At 39.9% G+C, this 17972-nt stretch carries 14 protein-coding genes and 2 pseudogenes; 7 read left to right on the top strand and 9 right to left on the bottom strand.

Annotated elements, in window-relative coordinates:
• Positions 1-205 precede the first annotated feature (205 nt).
• Positions 206-955, bottom strand: a complete 750-nt coding sequence (gene moeB / locus OW495_RS19415; RefSeq protein ID WP_289887844.1) for a molybdopterin-synthase adenylyltransferase MoeB — start codon at positions 953-955, stop codon at positions 206-208.
• A gap of 12 nt (positions 956-967) precedes the next feature.
• Complete coding sequence (gene moeA / locus OW495_RS19410; protein WP_102313877.1) at positions 968-2203, bottom strand: molybdopterin molybdotransferase MoeA; 1236 nt, start codon at positions 2201-2203, stop codon at positions 968-970.
• Between the two features lie 216 nt (positions 2204-2419).
• Between moeA and folE the strand changes: the two genes are divergently transcribed.
• Positions 2420-3073, top strand: coding sequence for a GTP cyclohydrolase I FolE (folE, locus tag OW495_RS19405; RefSeq protein ID WP_004731548.1), 654 nt, complete (start codon positions 2420-2422; stop codon positions 3071-3073).
• A 460-nt stretch (positions 3074-3533) separates the two neighbouring features.
• Here the strand turns inward: folE and OW495_RS19400 are convergent, their stop codons facing one another.
• Both OW495_RS19400 and OW495_RS19395 read right to left on the bottom strand, forming a co-directional pair.
• Positions 3534-4115, bottom strand: a complete 582-nt coding sequence (locus tag OW495_RS19400) for a hypothetical protein (RefSeq protein WP_289887843.1) — start codon at positions 4113-4115, stop codon at positions 3534-3536.
• Positions 4108-4647: a YaeQ family protein gene (locus OW495_RS19395; protein WP_289887841.1), complete on the bottom strand. Its 540-nt coding sequence runs from the start codon at positions 4645-4647 to the stop codon at positions 4108-4110. Before OW495_RS19395 ends, OW495_RS19400 begins: the two co-directional genes overlap by 8 nt.
• Positions 4648-5171: 524 nt before the next feature.
• Between OW495_RS19395 and OW495_RS19390 the strand changes: the two are divergent.
• The 4 genes and pseudogenes from OW495_RS19390 to OW495_RS19375 all read left to right on the top strand — a co-directional run.
• Positions 5172-5660 (top strand): annotated as a pseudogene (locus OW495_RS19390) (S24 family peptidase); the annotation flags it as partial.
• 303 nt (positions 5661-5963) lie between these two features.
• On the top strand, positions 5964-7565 hold the full coding sequence (locus OW495_RS19385; RefSeq protein WP_289887838.1) for a hypothetical protein: 1602 nt from the start codon (positions 5964-5966) through the stop codon (positions 7563-7565).
• Entirely contained in the window at positions 7558-8421 is an 864-nt protein-coding gene (locus OW495_RS19380; protein ID WP_289887837.1) for an ABC-three component system middle component 1, read from the top strand. Before OW495_RS19385 ends, OW495_RS19380 begins: the two co-directional genes overlap by 8 nt.
• Positions 8414-10861, top strand: a complete 2448-nt coding sequence (locus tag OW495_RS19375) for an AAA family ATPase (RefSeq protein WP_289887835.1) — start codon at positions 8414-8416, stop codon at positions 10859-10861. Before OW495_RS19380 ends, OW495_RS19375 begins: the two co-directional genes overlap by 8 nt.
• Before the next feature lie 154 nt (positions 10862-11015).
• On the opposite strand, the pseudogene OW495_RS19370 reads toward OW495_RS19375, so the two are convergent.
• The 3 genes and pseudogenes from OW495_RS19370 to OW495_RS19360 form a co-directional block, all read right to left on the bottom strand.
• A pseudogene (locus OW495_RS19370) lies at positions 11016-11599 on the bottom strand (site-specific integrase); the annotation flags it as partial.
• A 68-nt stretch (positions 11600-11667) separates the two neighbouring features.
• Positions 11668-11877 carry a cold-shock protein gene (locus tag OW495_RS19365; protein WP_010430417.1) on the bottom strand — a complete coding sequence of 70 codons (210 nt, stop codon included), beginning with the start codon at positions 11875-11877 and terminating at the stop codon, positions 11668-11670.
• Between the two features lie 494 nt (positions 11878-12371).
• Positions 12372-13463, bottom strand: a complete 1092-nt coding sequence (locus OW495_RS19360) for a PQQ-dependent sugar dehydrogenase (RefSeq protein WP_289887834.1) — start codon at positions 13461-13463, stop codon at positions 12372-12374.
• A 314-nt stretch (positions 13464-13777) separates the two neighbouring features.
• Between OW495_RS19360 and OW495_RS19355 the strand changes: the two genes are divergently transcribed.
• Positions 13778-14971 (top strand): multidrug effflux MFS transporter, encoded by a 1194-nt coding sequence (locus OW495_RS19355; RefSeq protein WP_076666649.1) that lies wholly within the window; start codon positions 13778-13780, stop codon positions 14969-14971.
• 101 nt (positions 14972-15072) lie between these two features.
• On the opposite strand, the gene OW495_RS19350 is transcribed toward OW495_RS19355, so the two are convergent.
• Both OW495_RS19350 and OW495_RS19345 read right to left on the bottom strand, forming a co-directional pair.
• Complete coding sequence (locus OW495_RS19350) at positions 15073-15858, bottom strand: ABC transporter ATP-binding protein (protein WP_076666647.1); 786 nt, start codon at positions 15856-15858, stop codon at positions 15073-15075.
• A gap of 76 nt (positions 15859-15934) precedes the next feature.
• Positions 15935-16696: a siderophore ferric iron reductase gene (locus OW495_RS19345; RefSeq protein WP_076666645.1), complete on the bottom strand. Its 762-nt coding sequence runs from the start codon at positions 16694-16696 to the stop codon at positions 15935-15937.
• 219 nt (positions 16697-16915) lie between these two features.
• Here OW495_RS19345 and OW495_RS19340 point away from each other — a divergent pair, with 219 nt between their 5' ends.
• Positions 16916-17824, top strand: a complete 909-nt coding sequence (locus tag OW495_RS19340; protein ID WP_076666643.1) for an AraC family transcriptional regulator — start codon at positions 16916-16918, stop codon at positions 17822-17824.
• Positions 17825-17972 lie beyond the last annotated feature (148 nt).

The following is a 17972-nucleotide window of genomic DNA, read 5'->3' as shown; positions in this document are numbered from 1 at the left end:
TTTTTAACTCGTTGATTTTTAACTTTTATATTTTAAAGTTTTGGGTTTTTTATTGTATTCTCAAAATGAGAACTCAAATGAAACTAATCTCTCATAGAGTCTTTCAAATTGATAAAACGATTTGAGGAACTGACGTTGAGCTCTAAAAAAGCCCTGACTTTTAGTCAAGGCTTAGGTTGTCGATTTGAGGGGGATAGGATTTAGTCTATCCACACACCGAGCAATTAGGCATCTTCATTAAATTCATCTCACGCCAGCTGTGCGACATGGCATCGAGAATCAGAAGCTTGCCTTGCTTTGGTTGCCCAAACTTGGCAATCACCTTAATCGCTTCTAAAGCCTGAGCCGCGCCTACCATGCCAACAACTGGCGCCATCACACCCGCTTCAACACAGCTTAGTGCAGCGTTGCCGAATAGAGCACTCAAGCACTGATAACACGGTGCGTCGGCGTCTTGATAAGTGAATACGCTAATCTGACCTTCCATTCGAATCGCAGCACCAGAGACTAATGGTGTTTTCGATGCGTAACATAAGCGGTTCAATTGATTGCGCGTTTCCACGTTGTCGCTAGCATCAAGAACTAACGAGTGCGCTTCAATTAACTTTGCAAGCGCTTGATCATCAAGCCTGTGGTCGACGGTTTCAATCGTCAGATGAGGGTTCAATATCTGAAGCGACTCAGCTGCAGAATCGACTTTCTTCTTACCAATATCAGCATCGGTGTGAAGAACTTGTCGTTGTAAGTTTGAAAGCTCGACAACATCATCGTCGATCAGTGTTAGCTTACCAATGCCCGCAGTCGCAAGGTATTGAGCAGAGGCACAACCTAAGCCTCCAGCCCCTAATACTAAGATTGAGCTCTGCTTTAGCGCTTCTTGGCCTTCAAAATCAAACTGCTTAAGGATGATTTGGCGATTGTAGCGAAGCATCTCTGCGTCAGACAGTATTTCCATCAGTAAGCCTCGTTAGTAAAGCGTCGAGTTAAACAGTTGGATCTGAACCGTTTCACCAACTTCAACACGGCCGCGTTCGCGCTCTAGTACCACAAAGCAGTTTGCTAAACTCATTGAGCGGAAAGCGCCTGAGCTTTGGTTACCTGTTGTTTCTACGACAAACTGACCGTTTTCAATCGAGTAGATGCCACGCTGGTAATCAGTACGGCCTGGGCCTTTTTTGAATGCAGACTTGGTGATAGCAGGAATAGATTCTGGCGCTGTCCACGCGGTATGACCCGCAAGCTTAGCCAGCATAGGTTGAACCAGTACGTACATCGTCATCATCGCTGATACTGGGTTACCCGGTAGGCCACAGAACCACGCGTTATCCAACTCACCAAATGCGAACGGTTTACCGGGCTTGATAGCTAGCTTCCAGAAGCCAATTTGACCGAGCTCTTCCAAAATATCTTTGGTGTAATCGGCTTCACCAACACTCACTCCACCAGAAGTCACAACCACGTCTGCTATTTGCTGTGCTTTCTCGAACGTCTCTTTAAGGGTTGCTGGGCAATCTGGGATGATGCCTAGGTCTATAGCTTCACAACCAAACGCTTCAATCAGCGGTTTAATGCCGTAGCGGTTGCTATCGTAGATCTGACCGTCTTCAAGAGGCTGGCCTAATGGTTTTAGTTCATCGCCAGTAGAGAAGAACGCGACTTTAGGCTTGTGTAGTACTGTAACGTGGCTTACACCGAGTGAAGCAATCATTGGAATGTCACGAGGTGTTAAACGTTCACCACGGCTAAGAACGATATCACCTTGTTTGATGTCATCACCGGTAGGGCGAATGTTATTGTTCAGCTTGATGTCGTCTTGTTGAATCTCAATACCAGCGTCAGTCTCAGCCGTATTTTCTTGCATGATGACAGCGTCACAACCTTCAGGGATTTTTGCGCCAGTCATAATGCGAATACAGCTGTTGCTTGGCCATTCACCTTCGAACGGTTGGCCTGCAAAAGATTTGCCTGCTAATGGCAGTACTTTACCGTTCTCTAGGTCTGCTAAGCGCAGTGCATAGCCGTCCATTGCTGAGTTATCAAAAGGAGGTACGAAAATAGGGGAAAGAATATCTTCAGCAAGGACGTAACCTAATGCTTCAGCAAGAGGCAGAGATAAAGTCGTTTGGATTGGTTTGATTGGTGATAGCAGCTTATCTAGTGCTTCTTCAATTGGCATTAAGCCGGGAGCGTCGCAACAGCCCATAATTGAAATCCTTTGGTCGTTATTATTTTGATTTGGTGGTTGGCAGCAGTGATTCAATAATGATCAAATTAACACTATTTGCCAACGAAATTGCAGCCACTTTAGCATAGTTTAACCCCCGTAAATAATGACCTCCCTTAAAATATGGGTGTATTTATTCAAAATTACGAGTATCCTTGTTTGCCATCCAGAAGGGGCAATAAAAGAGGAAGTTCAATGTCAGGTCTTAGCGAATCAGCGAAGTTGGTTAAAGATGCGCTAGCAAGCCGCGGATTAGAGACACCAATGCGTCCTAATCAGGTTAGCCGAGAAGAGAAAAAGGAACGAATCGAACACCATATGCGTGAGATTCTAACTCTCCTTGAACTTGATCTTGCAGATGACAGTCTGGAAGAAACACCACAACGTATTGCGAAAATGTATGTGGATGAGATTTTCTCTGGTTTGGATTACGCCAATTTCCCTAAAATCACCGTGATCGAAAACAAGATGGGTGTTCGTGAGATGGTACGAGTAAAAGATATTACCGTAACCAGTACATGCGAGCATCACTTAGTAACCATTGATGGTAAAACCGCAGTGGCTTACATTCCGCAAGGTAAAATCATTGGTCTTTCGAAGATCAACCGAATCGTTCGTTTCTTTGCTCAACGTCCACAAGTTCAAGAGCGCATGACGCAGCAAATTCTTGTTGCATTACAAACGCTACTAGAAACGGATGATGTTGCTGTAACTATGGATGCTGTTCACTACTGCGTGAAATCGCGTGGTGTTATGGACGCAACCAGTGAAACGACAACAACAGCACTGGGCGGTATTTTTAGATCAAACCCAGCAACGCGCCATGAGTTCTTACACGGCCTGCGTTAATTCGCTGTATTATAGGATGAACGCAATTTAGCCTCTGTAAATTGAAGTTCGTTGAAAGAAATTCTAAGCCTCGCTTTCTGCGGGGCTTTTTTGTACTTGTAATGAAGCTAACTGTAATGGCTGCGAGTGTCGTCATTCCCTAAAGTGAAGAATGAGCGAGTAGGGAGTCTGTTTGTCTGTGTGCTTTCTGATGTGGTATGAGATCCCCGACTCAGTCGTTCCTCCTTCTCGGGGATGACGGCGTGCGAGGTAAAATACGAGGGTGAGGGTTCAGTGTGTATTCTATCGACAGCCTTTTAGAGGCAAACGCTGCTGATCTTGCAGAATGTGAGACTCGTTAACTTTTGTCATTCCCTAAAGTGAGGAACGAGCGTAATAGGGAATCTCTGGCGGCTAAGCAGAATAAGTACGCTCTATAAAAATATAGAGCGTATCTAGAGTCAGCAGCTGGTGGGAGTGTCTAAGTTAGATTAAACAAACGCTTAAAACGATGAACAAAGCCTGATGGTTTGTTCTCGGCTTGATAGAGGTTCAAGCCATCATAAAAGCTGCCCATGAACTCGACTCGAATCTCGTCATCAGTACTTCTCGAAAGGCGAGACAGCAATGTTGCGGTCGCTGCAGCATGATCATTGGCTAGGCTGTAATCCATTCCTAGTCGCCCTTGAATGAACAACCATAAATGCGTCACTAACTTCAATTGCTGAGCATTGGAGTTCTGAAATTTGTCGCCATGTTCACTGCCTACCGTACTATCGAAAACGCTTTGCATCGCCTCGCTGGCTTCTTTATTACTTTCAAAGCGGTAGCTCACATCGATATGCACTTTTGTTAACAGCCCAAGTAAGGTTTGTCGCTCTGAGTTGTCAGGCTTATTCTCACTCGCGTGTTTGAAAAGAGCGTGGTTTTCGTCAGTAAATGACTTTAACTCTTTTTCATAGCCAGCCGTCAGCGCTTTCACTGAATCGAGACCAGCGAGCTGCAAACAAGCTTCGAGCTTAGTTTGGCGCTGAGATTCAGTCTGAGTTTGGATCTCAGTCATTACTCTGTAGCTCTTCCCAAGTGACTTCTGCAGATTGCGTGTCGCTGTTAACGAAAGCAGAGTTACCCGATAGCATTACAGAAAGATCCATAGTGCGCTGCGTCATTTCAGAGAGTTGTTCGATACCAGCATTATCCAAACGGACAATTTGAGCTTTCAGATAACCGAACTTGCCTTTGTTTTGTTCCCACCACACGTTCGACTTGGTGTTGAAGCTGAATATGCGTACAGATTTAGATAAGCGAGTCGCTTTTTTCACGCGCTCAGGATCAGGTTCGCCCACATCAATCCAGTCTAGGATTTGGTCATCTAACGACTTCTGCCATAAATCTGGCTCTTCAATGCTAGACAACCCTTTAGTGAATTCAAGTTCAGGTGATGCATTGATACAGAAAGCCATGATTCGAGCCATCATACGCTGTTCTGTTTCAGAAGGGTGTTGTGCAACCGTTAGATTAAAAGAGTCGTAATAGTCGCGATTCATATCGGTTAGAGAGATACGAAACTTGTAGATTGTCGGTTTAAGAGCCATTGAGGGGGTGTCTTAGGTAGAAATAGTGAGGGGGAATATTACCTTAAATCTCTGAATAGCGGGTAAAAAAATAGCCAGCAGAGGCTGGCTATTTTTAGAAAGATGTTTACGATTCTGTTTGTTAATGAATTAAAACTGTGCTTATTGCGACTTTAGTTGCGTTCATTTGGCTGTGGTTGTTACGATCTTAATACTTAAATGTTGCTCAAAGAGCTAACATCTTGAAAATAAAATGTAGCATCTAAGACATCTTTAATATTCAAGGGGTTAGGATTATATCCACCAAACTAATGTCATGCTATAGTCCATAGCGATTTGTAGTTTATCGTGGGTCTTCAGATGCAGCACTGAGCTTTAAGTGTGGCTATATGCAAAGACTCATTACTAGGGTAATACGCTTTAGTCTTTTAATGGAGGTTTGGGTAGTAAGCTTATGGCGAGAGGTATTATTGCTAAGTCTATTTTATGTTGGAATGATTAAAAACATGAGAAACAATTGGTTAAGTAACTCTCATCACATAATCGATGACAATGTCACAGAGATTTCGAATGTTAAGTCTGTGAAAGCCACTTCTCAAATAGGCGATATGTGCGCTGTACCCGTGTACAACGTTTATGCCTCTTGTGGGTTTGGTGCTCAAAACGATACCGAGTATCAACTTAGAACCGAATTCCTGCCTTGCTTATGGTTAAAACGTTTCGGCCTGACAGAAGAAGATGCTCGTATCATCATTTGCCACGGCGACTCAATGGAAGACACTTTGAGTGACGGTGATGAAGTATTAGTCGATACCCGAGAACTCGACCACCCCGTAAAGCATGGTGTTTATGTTGTTCGTATTGGTAAGCACGTTTACATAAAACGCCTGAAGTACGACATCATGGCCGAGGGCTATAACGTCATCTCAGACAACAAAGAAGAATATGATTCGTTTATCGTGAATGAGGAGAAACTCGACGAGTTCGCGGTAATCGGGAAAGTTGTTACCACCGTCATGAAGGCGGTGATTTAGAAAAGCGAAGGCGGCCTAAGGGTCGCCTTTTTTATGTCAGCTAAAATGAAAAATATCAATAGCTAGGATGGGAGTTATAAATACTTGCAATATCAAGGAAGTCAGCTTAGTGAGTGAAAACACTCAATGAAGCTTAAATGTAAGATTTCCAAGTATAGCTATCTGTGTGCTCCTAAATATATGGGAGTAAAGACAGAGTCAGAGTTGGGTTAGCAACTTCTGATTTAGATTTTAATCTATTGTAACTTATTCTTTAAATATGGCTAATTCACATGTTACCCAATAGGATTTAATAAATCACAAATGGAAGACACACAATTTAAAAGTCCATTATTTGACGCAACAGCATCTTGGAACGGCTTTTCTTATCAAGGGAAAGTAGGGCTTTATGTATGTTTAAAGCTTATTCGCGATGCTATTAATCGAAAGGAAGATATAAATGATTTCTGTGATAAATATAGTATTGAATTTGAGTGGCTAGAGGATTTTTCTATACTCAAAAATAATTGCTACAAAAGCCATCATCAAGTTAAGCATTATGATGATGATAAGTTTAGTAGTTATATAGACGCTATTGTTACTATCCTATCAAGGCAACAAGGTCGTATATCAGAAAATGATTTATTTAAATATATTGTTCATTTCTCTCAGGATAGCATCAAAGACTTGAGCAAAAAAGAATACATTGAAAGACTAATCAACAAGTTGATCAAAGATGAAGTTGTCGATAAAAGTCGATTTGTGTTAGAAAATATAATCTTGAAACTAGATGGTTACAACGTTGATGTAATAGCTGCCATCAATCACTATTTAGATGATTTTATAAAGATAAAAAATCAATACTCAAATGGAACTGTATATGTTCATACATCTAAAAAAATAACTGTTCCTAGTTTAGACCTGTCAAACTATACCGACATAAAAAAATCGGGAGTAAAACTAGACAAAAATTCAAAAAGAACACTTAAACATCAAAATATTATATGTTCGTTTGACAACAGCTCTGAGTACGACTTAGCACTTGATGATGAAGAGTTGAATGATAAGTTAATTTGTTTGTCTAAATCTATTTTGCAACATGAAAACCCAGGGCTTAATATCACCACCAGTATATTGAGTATTTACGTAGCTGCAATAAAAGACAAAATTGACAAATATGTTGAACAAAGGCATGAAGATCTAAAAAGTGATAAAGTGATAAGGCTAAGTGAAAAAATAAAACGAAAGTTGTCTTTCACTGACATTTTAAAATATCTAAGAATGGAGATTATCGATGAATCAAAGGATGACTATTGGGAGCTGATTTGTCGTCAAAACTTTGAGAATGCATTTCAAAGGCAACTTGATTCATTAGGTCAAGAAAACGTAGTCGAACGCAATAATCTCGGTAGGCATTATAAAACGACTTATAAAAAATATATCAAACAAGATAAGTTAGTATTTCTTTTAAAAGCATTAAAGCCACACTTATCAGTTTTCGATAAATCCAATAAAAGTAACTACTATCATCAGTATATTGGTGATGAAAATGATATTAGTACAGTTTTTTTGAGTTTTCTTGAAAATCTACATATAGAACAGGATGATTGTGTCTTGTTCTCGAAAAATGGTAAAAATTTTCGGTCAAGTACTATCAGTGTTAATTGTTCAAACCAGCGTCTTGTGGGTCAAGCTATTAAAAATCTCAAAGTAGACTTTAAAGATAAATTGATTTGTCTAAATAAAGATACTGATTTTATTGTTATAGATTCACCTAAAGATACTGAATTTTCAGGTCGCCTTGAAAAGTTTGTAGAAGTACCTAACGTACTAGACTATGAAGTGATAGATAAATCACATATAACATCACCTAAAGATATCACTTTTGTTCATTATGAACTAGCACAGGAAAAATTAAATGAATAGTGATTTACTAAAAATATTCTCTAAATTATTACGTGAATTAGAATTAAATGCTGGTATGTTAAGTTTAGATAAAGACAGTATCGCAACATTGGAATCAAAAAATATCATATTAGCTAGAAGAGGTAATGTTGGTGATTATTTTTTACTAGCAGAGATACAAGCTTCTGAATTAAATTTTGTAAACCGTGATATGCAAACTGGTTTAATGTTGAAACTAAATAGCTTGCTTTCCGATTCGGGGGAGAATGATTTACAACCGTTAAATGATGTGCCAGTTTTAAAAATAGACAATCAGTTTGAGAAAAATACAACTTTACTGTTATTCATGCGGAAAGTCGATGGTATTGATAAGATGCTGTCAAAAATAACTGAAGTAGAAGAAGATGAGTACTTTTTTAAAAAACAAGTTGTACTACTCCCTTCTAAGTTCTTAGATAGATTGGGGAATGAAGAATTAAATTCAGTGGGTTTTGAGGTAAACAAATATTTACAAGATTGCATGAATAATAGTAGTAAGTTTAAACAATTCATGAGTAAGCCAAATTGTGACACTGATTATTCAGGATGTGCCCAACTTTTTGAAAAATTACCATTTTTGCACTTGAGTGTACAAAGTTCAGAATCTAACTCTTTACAGAATATGATCGATAGTGAAATCGATAAAAATTCAGAAATATACAGTGTGACAAGTAATTCGCACACCGAGGGCAATAGTACTCTAGTAATCTTAGATAAAAGGCTTAAGTATATTAACGAAGCAGCTTTGAAATATGCTTCAAAATCGAAAGAGTCTGATGTTAAGTTAGATGCAGAAGCATTGCTAGCCGATTTACAAGGGAATATATCTAATGAATAATTTTAGAATTGGTCGCTTACTCGTTAAAAATTTCAAATCTTATACAGAAGAGTTTTTATACAATTTCGAAAATCAAGATTTAATTATTCTAGATGGCCCTAATGGATTTGGTAAAACAACAATATTTGATGCAATTGAAGTGGCTCTGACTGGTACTGTCAGTAGGTTTAAAGAATCTAAAATTATTGATACAAAAACAAAAAACAAAAATATGTTGATATCAACGAATGGGGTCGATGGTGCTTCTGCTTTCGTAGTTTTAGAGTTGATCGACGATAATAATAATCGATTGATTATCGGGTCTTATATAGAAGCTAAAAAAGGAAGAAATAAAGAATGGTCTAACCATATTTATCGAGGTTTTTTGAAATGTTGGCCGGATAACGTAGATGATATACCTAATGAAATAGAAAAAGAAAATAATGATATAGATAAGCAGTTACAGGAAGCATTAGGTTTCAAAGAGTTGAATAAGATGTTCACTGTGTTTAATTATATTCAACAAGAAGAATCACTACATTTTCTTAAGCTCGATGAAAAATCGAGATTTAAACAAATAGGCCACTTGTTTGGTATCAATGATGAAAAGGAATCGTTAAATCAACTAGAGGAATTGAAAAGTGTAGTTTCAGTTAAAATAACTGAGTTGGAAAAAGAAAAAACCGGAAAGAAATTAGAGATTGAAGAACTTATAACCGATGAAAATGTAAGTGATGAGATTGACTTATCTGGAAGTACGATAAAGCATCTAGATGAGAATACAATAACACTTGTAAAGCTCGGTAAATATAAAGATTCGCTTGAGGAATGCAAGCAGATATTGACCGGTGAGGGGGGAGATAAATGGACGAATATTAAAAAAAGATATGAAGTTAAAAAATTTCTTAAGGATGACAATCGAAGTTTAGTTGAAAATCTTCTTGTTTTTAGTAAAACTCCAAGGTTTTCTTATATTGAATCATTAAGCAATCATATCGACTGGGTTACTAACACTATCAATAAATGCAACGATTATAGTGATCTGAAAAAATTAGATATATCTGAAGAAATAAATATTACAGAGGATCTATTAAATAAAATAAAAAAATATTTCATAGGACTATATGAGATAAATGAAGATGCTATCAATAATTATAATGTTCTTGTCAATGCCCAAAGTACAACCGAACAAGTTTTAACTAGCATCACTAATTCAAGCGAAACACTGATTAAAAAACTCAATAAGTACTTCGGTGAAGAAGAAGAGATCATTGAGTATTCGAACCATTTAGAAGACGTCAATTGTCCATTGTGCGGGCAGTCATATGACGATTTGGTCGAAATTAACAAAGCATATATAGAGCAAAAATCTGTTTTTGAAAAGCTTAAAACAGATACGGGAAAAAATTTACAACTTGCTTATGAAAAAATAATAGATAATTTAATTTCTCCTGTTATTCAACGAAGTAAAGCCCGGTTTGACAAATATAGTCACTTTAATGATAACTACAAAGAAATATTGAGAGGGCGCCAGGTTAGCAAAGATAGTTTTGATGAGATGCTAAAAGTTAAAACTTGGTTCGATGATAACCTCCCTAAGTATAGAGAACATTCTTGTCCTAGCTTATTATCTTCAGATTATTCTGTTGAGAATAAATATAATGAAATTAGAAAGTTGTTAGAAAATTTAGACAACGATCTTTCAGTTAAAGTAGATGATAAATTTGAAGATATTAAGGGGAAACTAGATCATATTGGTGTAGATGCGAATACAGAAGTTAGGGATTGGCCTTTATCATTAGAAAATGTCAAGAATGACATTAAGTACATGGAAAATAAAATAAAACTATTGAACAATAGTAAGTACAAAGAGATTAATAATAAGATATCTGAGTATGATAAAGAATTGTCCAACTATATAAATATTCTAAACGCATTAGGTGAAGGGTGTAAAATATATAAAAATAACATTTCTCGTTATGAGAAGGATATCGCTAAGAAAATACAAATACCTTTTTACAATATTAGCAGTAAGATATTGCAAACAAGAATTGAATCAGGAGTATCAGCCAGTGGTGTTATTTTGGAAACACCAGATAAGTTGAGTAGCAATGGTTATTACCGCTTTTGTTCAAGTGTCGGGGCTGAACATGATGCTTGGAGTACAATGAGTTCTGGCCAACTAGCTGGAGTTGTTATTGCATTTATGTTGGCTATGAATAAGGTATTTCCTACTGGGTTAAAAACGCTATTAATTGATGACCCAATTCAAAGTATGGATGATATTAATATGGCGTCATTTATTCAATTATTAAGGGAGGAATTTAAGGGTTATCAAATTATAATGTCTACCCATGAAAGTAGAATTGCAAATTATGTATCCTATAAATATCAAACATCTGGTTTAAATCCTTTGGCGATCAATTTGAAAAACGAGAAGAGAAACAGAGAGTTAAATTAACAATGGCTGGAGAGAAGTGCGCACTGATTCTGGCACAGAGCGGCTCTTCGTCCCTCTACCTTTTTTGCGCAGAACTTTGATAGGTTTTGTGTGAACATCATTGGGAAGGGAGGTTGTTTGTGATCGCAAACAGCTCCCTTTGAGTGGATATTCTTTATATTTTACGTTCATGCAATTTATGCGGAAACAGCTGGGTATAAACCTGCCACAAGGTATTTAGGTTCCTATGACCAGTTACTTGAGCAACCTCCTCAATGGTAAAGCCTTTTTCGAACAAGCGGCTTGCACCTTCACGGCGTAGGTCATGATAGCGTAGGTTATCAATCCCAACCTTTTGACACACTTCAACAAAGCCTCGACCAACTGAGCGAGGGTTGTAAGGGAAGATCACCTCACCTTTACGTTTTTGTTTCATCACAATATCGAATGCTTCACCGAGTAGAGGAACGACCCTATGGTTACCTTCTTTCTTTCGTGGGTCTTTTCGGTCACGTACGATCACTGTTCTAAGTTCTTCGTTTAAGTCTTCCCACTGAATACCACGCACTTCGCTGAGTCTCATACAGCTCAAGATGCTGAAGTCTAGAAGCATCGAGTAGGGCGTCTTGTTCGTTTCTCTGACTTACCGATGAGTTTCATTTCATAGAGGATAGGTGTTGCTTCTAAGAATGTGTTCACGTTAGCGGCAACGTTGAATACAGGTTTCGCTCGTTTGAATACTGAACGTAAATAATAGATTTAAGAATAGCGGGTAAAAAAATAGCCAGCAGAGGCTGGCTATTTTTAGAAAGCTTTAAAATACTAAATTAAAGTACTTTGATGCTGTCAGCTTGTGGGCCTTTTTGACCTTGAGATACTACGAACTCAACTTTTTGGCCTTCAGCAAGAGTTTTGAAACCGTCGCCTGTGATTGCAGAGAAGTGTGCGAATACGTCTGGACCGTTTTCTTGTTGAATGAAGCCGAAGCCTTTAGTTTCGTTGAACCATTTTACTGTACCAGTAACTGTGTTAGACATGATGATATCCTAAAATTTAATTTTTATAGTGAGCCAATTGTGGCACTGATAGCGTGGAAAAGTTTATTGCTATTGCGTACAACACAACGGGGTTACTAGTAATCCAACGAAATGTTTATATACAAAGAACTTTCTTTCTAGCCGAGATGAAGTCTAAATCAAATCAAGGGATAGTCAATCGAATCCATAACGAAAGGTTGCAGAAATTTGGGGGCAGTCAAACTTTGCATTCCTTAAATATCATGGAGTTACAGTAGTATGGTGATTTGTTGTCGTTTTTGTGAAAAACGTGGGTAAAATTGATGACAAATTTGGAGTAACTACACTGGCTTTATACGTGTAACCACTAAGTCGAGGCCTTTGAAATAACCACCACCAACGTCAGGTTTTCAAACCGCGAGTTCGGCACACGTTTCGCTAGATTGGAGTCCTACTAAATGGTAAATAAACCGACGCAACCATACCTTATAATTACGGTGTGGTTGCGTACCTTGTTACTTCTTCAGGCGATATAGATTGCCATTGTCAGTGCTGAAGAAAATGTCGCCGTGGGGTGAGGTTTCGATGTCTCTTATTCTTTCACCTAAGTCCTCTAGAATACGTTCTTCTTTGATTGCCTCACCTTGTTCGTTGACTGTCACAATATTGATGTGGGTAAGTTTAAGTGCACCTGCCAACAGCTTGCCTTGTAATTCAGGGTATTTGTCACCTTGGTAGACGATCAAACTGCCCGGAGCGATTGAAGGAACATAGACTTTCTTAGGCGCTTCAATGCCGTCTTTGGTTTCCGATTCGCCAACGCTGATAGGGCCCCAATACTCTTTTCCGTGTGAGGTGACAGGCCACCCATAGTTGGCACCTGCTTTTATTAGGTTAATTTCATCACCACCGCGTGGCCCGTGTTCAATAGACCAAAGCTTTTTATTGGGGAAGTCGTAAAAGAGCCCTTGTGGATTGCGATGACCAAAGCTCCAAATCTCGTCGAGAACCTTGTCGTTATCGGTGAATGGGTTGTCGCTAGGTGTGCTTCCATCTGCATTCAATCTCAATATCGAGCCTGCATGAGTCAGCGTGTTTTGGCCGTTGTCTCTGTCACCACGATCACCGATTGAAAAATACAGATGGCTATCATCAAAGGTGATGCGGCTACCGAAGTGACGGCCTGTATCCGTTCTAGATTTAGACACAAATACATCTTGCCAGTTAGACACTTCACTGTTTGTGTAACTGGCAGAAGCGAGTGTTGTTACGCCTTCACCATCGACGTCTTTACTGTAAGTGACATAGAACTTTCCAAGTTCAAAAGGGGAGAGCGCGATATCCAACAGACCGCCTTGGCCTTTCGCCCAAACATTGGGAAGCCTGAACAGTGTGCTTTGCTCACCTGTCTTTAAATCAACGTGTTTAATGACGCCTGCTTTTTCTGTGAGAAGCATAGTACCGTCATCGATATAAGCGAGACCCCATGGAATCTCGAGGCCGTCAGTGATCTTCTCTGCCTGCCACGCAAATACTGGAGTTGAAGCCATTGGACCTGAAACGATGAGTGCCAAAGCACAGGAAAGAATACGATGATGAGTGTTCATTGAAGTCCCTTGATTGTCATGACGTTGTATTAGTTTAGTTTGTGGCCGGCAAGTAGGTAGCTATGGCAAATAAATAGTTAAGATAAATGAAAAGTGACTATTCACATATTTAGTTGAGCGAGTATTGTATGATTATACAAGCTCACGTATGTTTATCCTGCCATCCTCTATTCGATTTTTCGGAGCACAATGAATACTAACCCTGCAACTTTTTCGTTATTTTCTCTGTCTTTACGTTGTCTGGTAGATATTCAAGCTATCTATTCTCAAACCACTCGATCTCAAAACAGCGGTTCTATTGGATACTTTACATCATGAGTCGTCGATTTGACTTTAAATCGATCCTACTTGCGTGTTTGGTCATCAGTATCGGCCAACTCAGTATGGGGTTGGTGTTTCCTTCTTTACCTTGGATAGCGAAAGACTTCGATGTCTCGCTAGAGCAAGCTCAGCTCTTAGTGAGTGTCTATTTGTTAGGTTTTGGTCCATCTCAGTTTATTTATGGTCCAGTTTCAGATGCGCTAGGACGTAAAAAAGTACTGCTAACCGGTTTGCTGATTGCCATGCTTGGGCTGTTGATGATCATCTTCTTTAGCCATTCATTTACTAGCATGGTAATGGGACGTTTTCTTCAAGGTTTAGGGACTGGCTGCTGCGCTGTACTTGCTCGCGCTTCAACACGAGATAGATTCAGTGGAGCAGACTTGCCTTTGGCGATGTCCTACATTGCGATGGTCGCGTCTATTACACCTTTGATTGCGCCCGTAATCGGCGGCTTTATTAACTTCCATTTTGGCTGGAGCATGGTGTTCATATCGCTACTTGGCTATGTCTCATTAGCTTGGGTTGTGCTGGCATTCAAGTTTAAGGAAACCGTCACTCAGATCTCTGCTATTCCTTCGCCAAAGAAAATGATATCGCAATACAAAGAGTTGTTAACCTCTCGCTATTTTATGAGCTTTGCGAGTATTGGCTGGCTTAACTTTAGCTTGATGATCACCACTGTGTCAGTGATGCCGTTTATCATGCAAAATCAGATTGGTATGACGTCAGACGAATACGCAATGTGGGCGGTCATTCCCGCATTAGGGATGCTTGGTGGTACAAGTCTGTGTAACCGTATTCGTCCGATATTCGGGAATAAGAAAACCCTACTTTGTACACCTGTCTTACACATCTCTGCTGCATTTTGGCTTTTCTTCTGTCCACTTGAACCTTTGTACCTAATGATTGGCCAGTTCTTGATGATCCTTGGTAATGGTATTGCGCTACCTTGTGCTCAGGCATTAGTGATGTTGCCTTATAAGAAGAACGCAGGCGCAGCAGCTGCGATGTCTGGCGGAGGTCAAATGGTTGTGTCTTCTATGGTGAGTATGGGGCTGGTTCAGTTAGGGTTAGGAGAAGCGTGGCACCTGTCTATCGTGATCATGGTGTTCACACTGATTACTCTATTTAATATTTTACGAGGCTTTAGTAGCCAAGAAGCGAGAGAGTCTCAGCTTAATTAGCGCGTAGATATTCTAATAAGGCCATTGAAGTTCTACGATTTCAATGGCCTTTTTTGTTGGGTGTTTGTTTTTTGGTATGGTACTTGGCTTGAAAGCCTGAGCTATTCGCAGACCACCGCAACTTTCTCACTTGCGGCTGTGCTAGCTGGAACTGGATGATCGATCAGTCGAATAGGGGATTCATACAGTGCTGACAAAGCTTGTTCGTCGAGCAACTTGTCGGCACTGCCTTCAAATGCAATCTGCCCTTTTTTTAGCGCAACAATGTGTGTCGCGTAACGCAGCGCTAGGTTCAAATCGTGCAAGATGACGATCACCCCAACGTTTTCCTTTTTGTTGAGTTCAGACAGCAGGCCCATAAGTTGAAACTGGTGATGAACATCCAGTGCCGATGTCGGTTCGTCGAGGATCAATACTGGTGACTGTTGTGCCAGCAACATAGAGACCCACGCGCGTTGACGTTCACCACCTGACAAATCATCCGCTAATGCCTGTGAAAACTCGGCGACACCGGTTCTTTCCATTGCCTGTTGAATGATCGACTTATCTTCAGAGTTCCAACGGCCTAATGCGCCTCTCCAAGGGAAACGCCCTAAACGAACTAACTCTTCTACGGTTAAACCTGCAGAAGCGGGAAGCTTTTGCGGTAAATAGGCAATTTTTTTTGCTAAGTCTTTGCTTTTGAGTGAAGAAAGAGAAGATCCCTCGAACTCAACGGTGCCGTGATCCGGTGACATTTGTCCTGATAGCAAGTTTACTAGTGTGGATTTACCAGAACCGTTATGACCAAGAACTACGGTCAGTTCATCGGTCGGAATAGTGAGATCGTCAACTGAGAGAATGGTTCGGTTGTCTCGAACGATGTTGATGTTTGAAAGCTGGAACATGTCGGTCCTGTATCGAGACCAATAGCGATGCTTAATGAAAGCAAATTTGTCGCACTGGTCTTTAAAATAGTGGTTGTTATTTGGCCGTTTTTTTGTTGTCAGGGTGCCTAGGACAATCGTCGCAATACTTTCTTGAATCGCACTTATAAACGAGGCAGCAACTGACTCTGATCAGTTTTAGCATTCCTGAATGGGCATCGACCTTAAGGCTGCCTAAATGACTTTCAGGCAATTGGCATGCTTCTAACCAAAGCTTAGCTTGCTCAGTGATATAATCATTAGTCAGGCTTGGTTCGTGCTGCTGAAGTTTTATCAAACTGCCTAACAATAGATCGGCCAATAAATGATTGGTAAATCCTGGGCGAATACGTGTCCATTCACTTATTTGGCTGCGATAAAATTCAGTCAATGTAAGAATGGCTTCACCAGCCTGTGGGATAAGTTCTTCAGGTGAACCATGCTGATGATCACCATTAAAAAAGCGATAGCCAGTAACGAACTCTTTGTATCTAAACTGACCGATGTTCTTGATATCGGGCAGTGAATGAAGTCCATAGATAGAAATGAAGGTCACATAGATAGGCTGCCAGCACACGAGATCCCACGTACGCGTTAACCAATACGCTTTGCCTGCTTCAGGGTGGCTTTGCGCAAGCCCATCGTAAACTCGTTTGAGTTCTTTATGGCTATTCTCATTTGTTATCGCAATGCTCTTGCTATTAAGTGCGCCAAAGCTTCCGCTTAAATACGGGGTAACTTCTTTTGAGTAAGCGAAGATTTTCTGATGTAGAGACGGGGCTTTCCGACGAGTGATAATATTGTGCAGTTGGGGAAGCATCTTAAATCAATAAATGAGAATCAGTTGCGTTATCATAACGGACATAATCGAGGATAACCATACAAAATGGAGCATCTACTCGGTGCTTTTGACGTTTTTGAGATTTATAAAGTGTGGGCAGGCTGTACATTTTTAAGTGATAAAAGCCTTTTTAAATGATAAAACTATTGGTGAACCTAATCTTTTGCTACTTACTATAGAGAATATGAAAGCTTGAATATGAACACACCAGCATTTGATCGTATCAGCCGCGTTCTGGCTTATATCCATGCGAACTTAAGCTCGACATTATCGCTAGAAGATATTGCGAAACAAAGCTGTTGGTCTCGCTGGCAACTGCAAAGAGTGTTTCAAGCTGAAACCGGGCTTACTGTGGCTAACTATGTGAGAGAGCTAAAGCTGAGTCAGGCTGCCGAAGAGCTACTTGATGGAAGAGAGCGTGTCATTGATGTTGCACTTGGTCTTGGATTCAACTCAGAAATTAGTTTTAGTCGTTCCTTTAAGCAGATGTTTGGGGCAAGCCCAAGCCAATATAGAAAAGCGGGCAAAAGAGTTGGGCTAAGAAAGCCGATACAAGTATCTGAAACCGTGAGTACAGAAGAGAAAGGCGCTCTGAGTTTTGTTGAGGTTCGCATTGATGAAAAAGAGTCGTTTCTTGTTAAAGGCATGACATCAGAAATCAGCGGCTTGTTTTCACTAACACAAGATTTTGCAGAGAAAGTCCCTCAACTTTGGTCTCGCTTGGAACAGGAAGTTACGATTCCAAACGATAATATACTTCAGTTTATTGGCGTCGTTGATCTTACTCAGTCTTGTTTTGATGGCACCAACATCCACTATTGGGCTGGTGTTGAGCTTCACGACGGAATTTCCATCCCGCAATTACCAAGTATCATATCCGATAAATTGAAGGTGTTGACCATCCCTAAGCAAACCTACGCTGTGGTTAAACATTGTGGGCCGATTGAAAACTTGCGACATACCTTGAGCTGGTTTGTGCTTAACTGGCTGCCGAGTTCTGGTTATCGTGGTGTCGATGGCTATGAACTCGAAGTGTACCCATTTGGCTATCAAGCCCATGCATCAGATGCTGAAATGGAGTACTGGGTTCCTATTATTAAATCGTAATCATATCCCCACGAAACCTCTTTCTGTAAAACCTCCCACTGAATAAGGTCAATTGTGTTTTTAATCATCAATTGGCCGGTTTTCATTAAAATTAGGCCAAGTTCTTTTTTAATTTGCACCAAATTGTTAATTATCCCATCTCTAGATA

Origin of the sequence: Vibrio sp. 14N.309.X.WAT.E.F5, from assembly GCF_030397615.1 — a bacterium.
GTDB lineage: Bacteria > Pseudomonadota > Gammaproteobacteria > Enterobacterales > Vibrionaceae > Vibrio > Vibrio lentus.
This window is presented reverse-complemented; position numbering and strand designations above follow the sequence as displayed.

Bases quoted from the DNA above. Each gene is read 5' to 3' on its own strand.
- OW495_RS19395 (WP_289887841.1), bottom strand. From the start codon at position 4,647: ATGGCTCTTAAACCGACAATCTACAAGTTTCGTATCTCTCTAACCGAT.
- OW495_RS19385 (WP_289887838.1), top strand. From the start codon at position 5,964: ATGGAAGACACACAATTTAAAAGTCCATTATTTGACGCAACAGCATCT.
- OW495_RS19380 (WP_289887837.1), top strand. From the start codon at position 7,558: ATGAATAGTGATTTACTAAAAATATTCTCTAAATTATTACGTGAATTA.
- OW495_RS19355 (WP_076666649.1), top strand. From the start codon at position 13,778: ATGAGTCGTCGATTTGACTTTAAATCGATCCTACTTGCGTGTTTGGTC.
- OW495_RS19340 (WP_076666643.1), top strand. From the start codon at position 16,916: ATGAACACACCAGCATTTGATCGTATCAGCCGCGTTCTGGCTTATATC.
- OW495_RS19360 (WP_289887834.1), bottom strand. From the start codon at position 13,463: ATGAACACTCATCATCGTATTCTTTCCTGTGCTTTGGCACTCATCGTT.
- OW495_RS19400 (WP_289887843.1), bottom strand. From the start codon at position 4,115: ATGACTGAGATCCAAACTCAGACTGAATCTCAGCGCCAAACTAAGCTC.
- moeB (WP_289887844.1), bottom strand. From the start codon at position 955: ATGGAAATACTGTCTGACGCAGAGATGCTTCGCTACAATCGCCAAATC.
- OW495_RS19365 (WP_010430417.1), bottom strand. From the start codon at position 11,877: ATGTCTAACACAGTTACTGGTACAGTAAAATGGTTCAACGAAACTAAA.
- OW495_RS19345 (WP_076666645.1), bottom strand. From the start codon at position 16,696: ATGCTTCCCCAACTGCACAATATTATCACTCGTCGGAAAGCCCCGTCT.
- OW495_RS19350 (WP_076666647.1), bottom strand. From the start codon at position 15,858: ATGTTCCAGCTTTCAAACATCAACATCGTTCGAGACAACCGAACCATT.
- moeA (WP_102313877.1), bottom strand. From the start codon at position 2,203: ATGGGCTGTTGCGACGCTCCCGGCTTAATGCCAATTGAAGAAGCACTA.
- OW495_RS19375 (WP_289887835.1), top strand. From the start codon at position 8,414: ATGAATAATTTTAGAATTGGTCGCTTACTCGTTAAAAATTTCAAATCT.
- folE (WP_004731548.1), top strand. From the start codon at position 2,420: ATGTCAGGTCTTAGCGAATCAGCGAAGTTGGTTAAAGATGCGCTAGCA.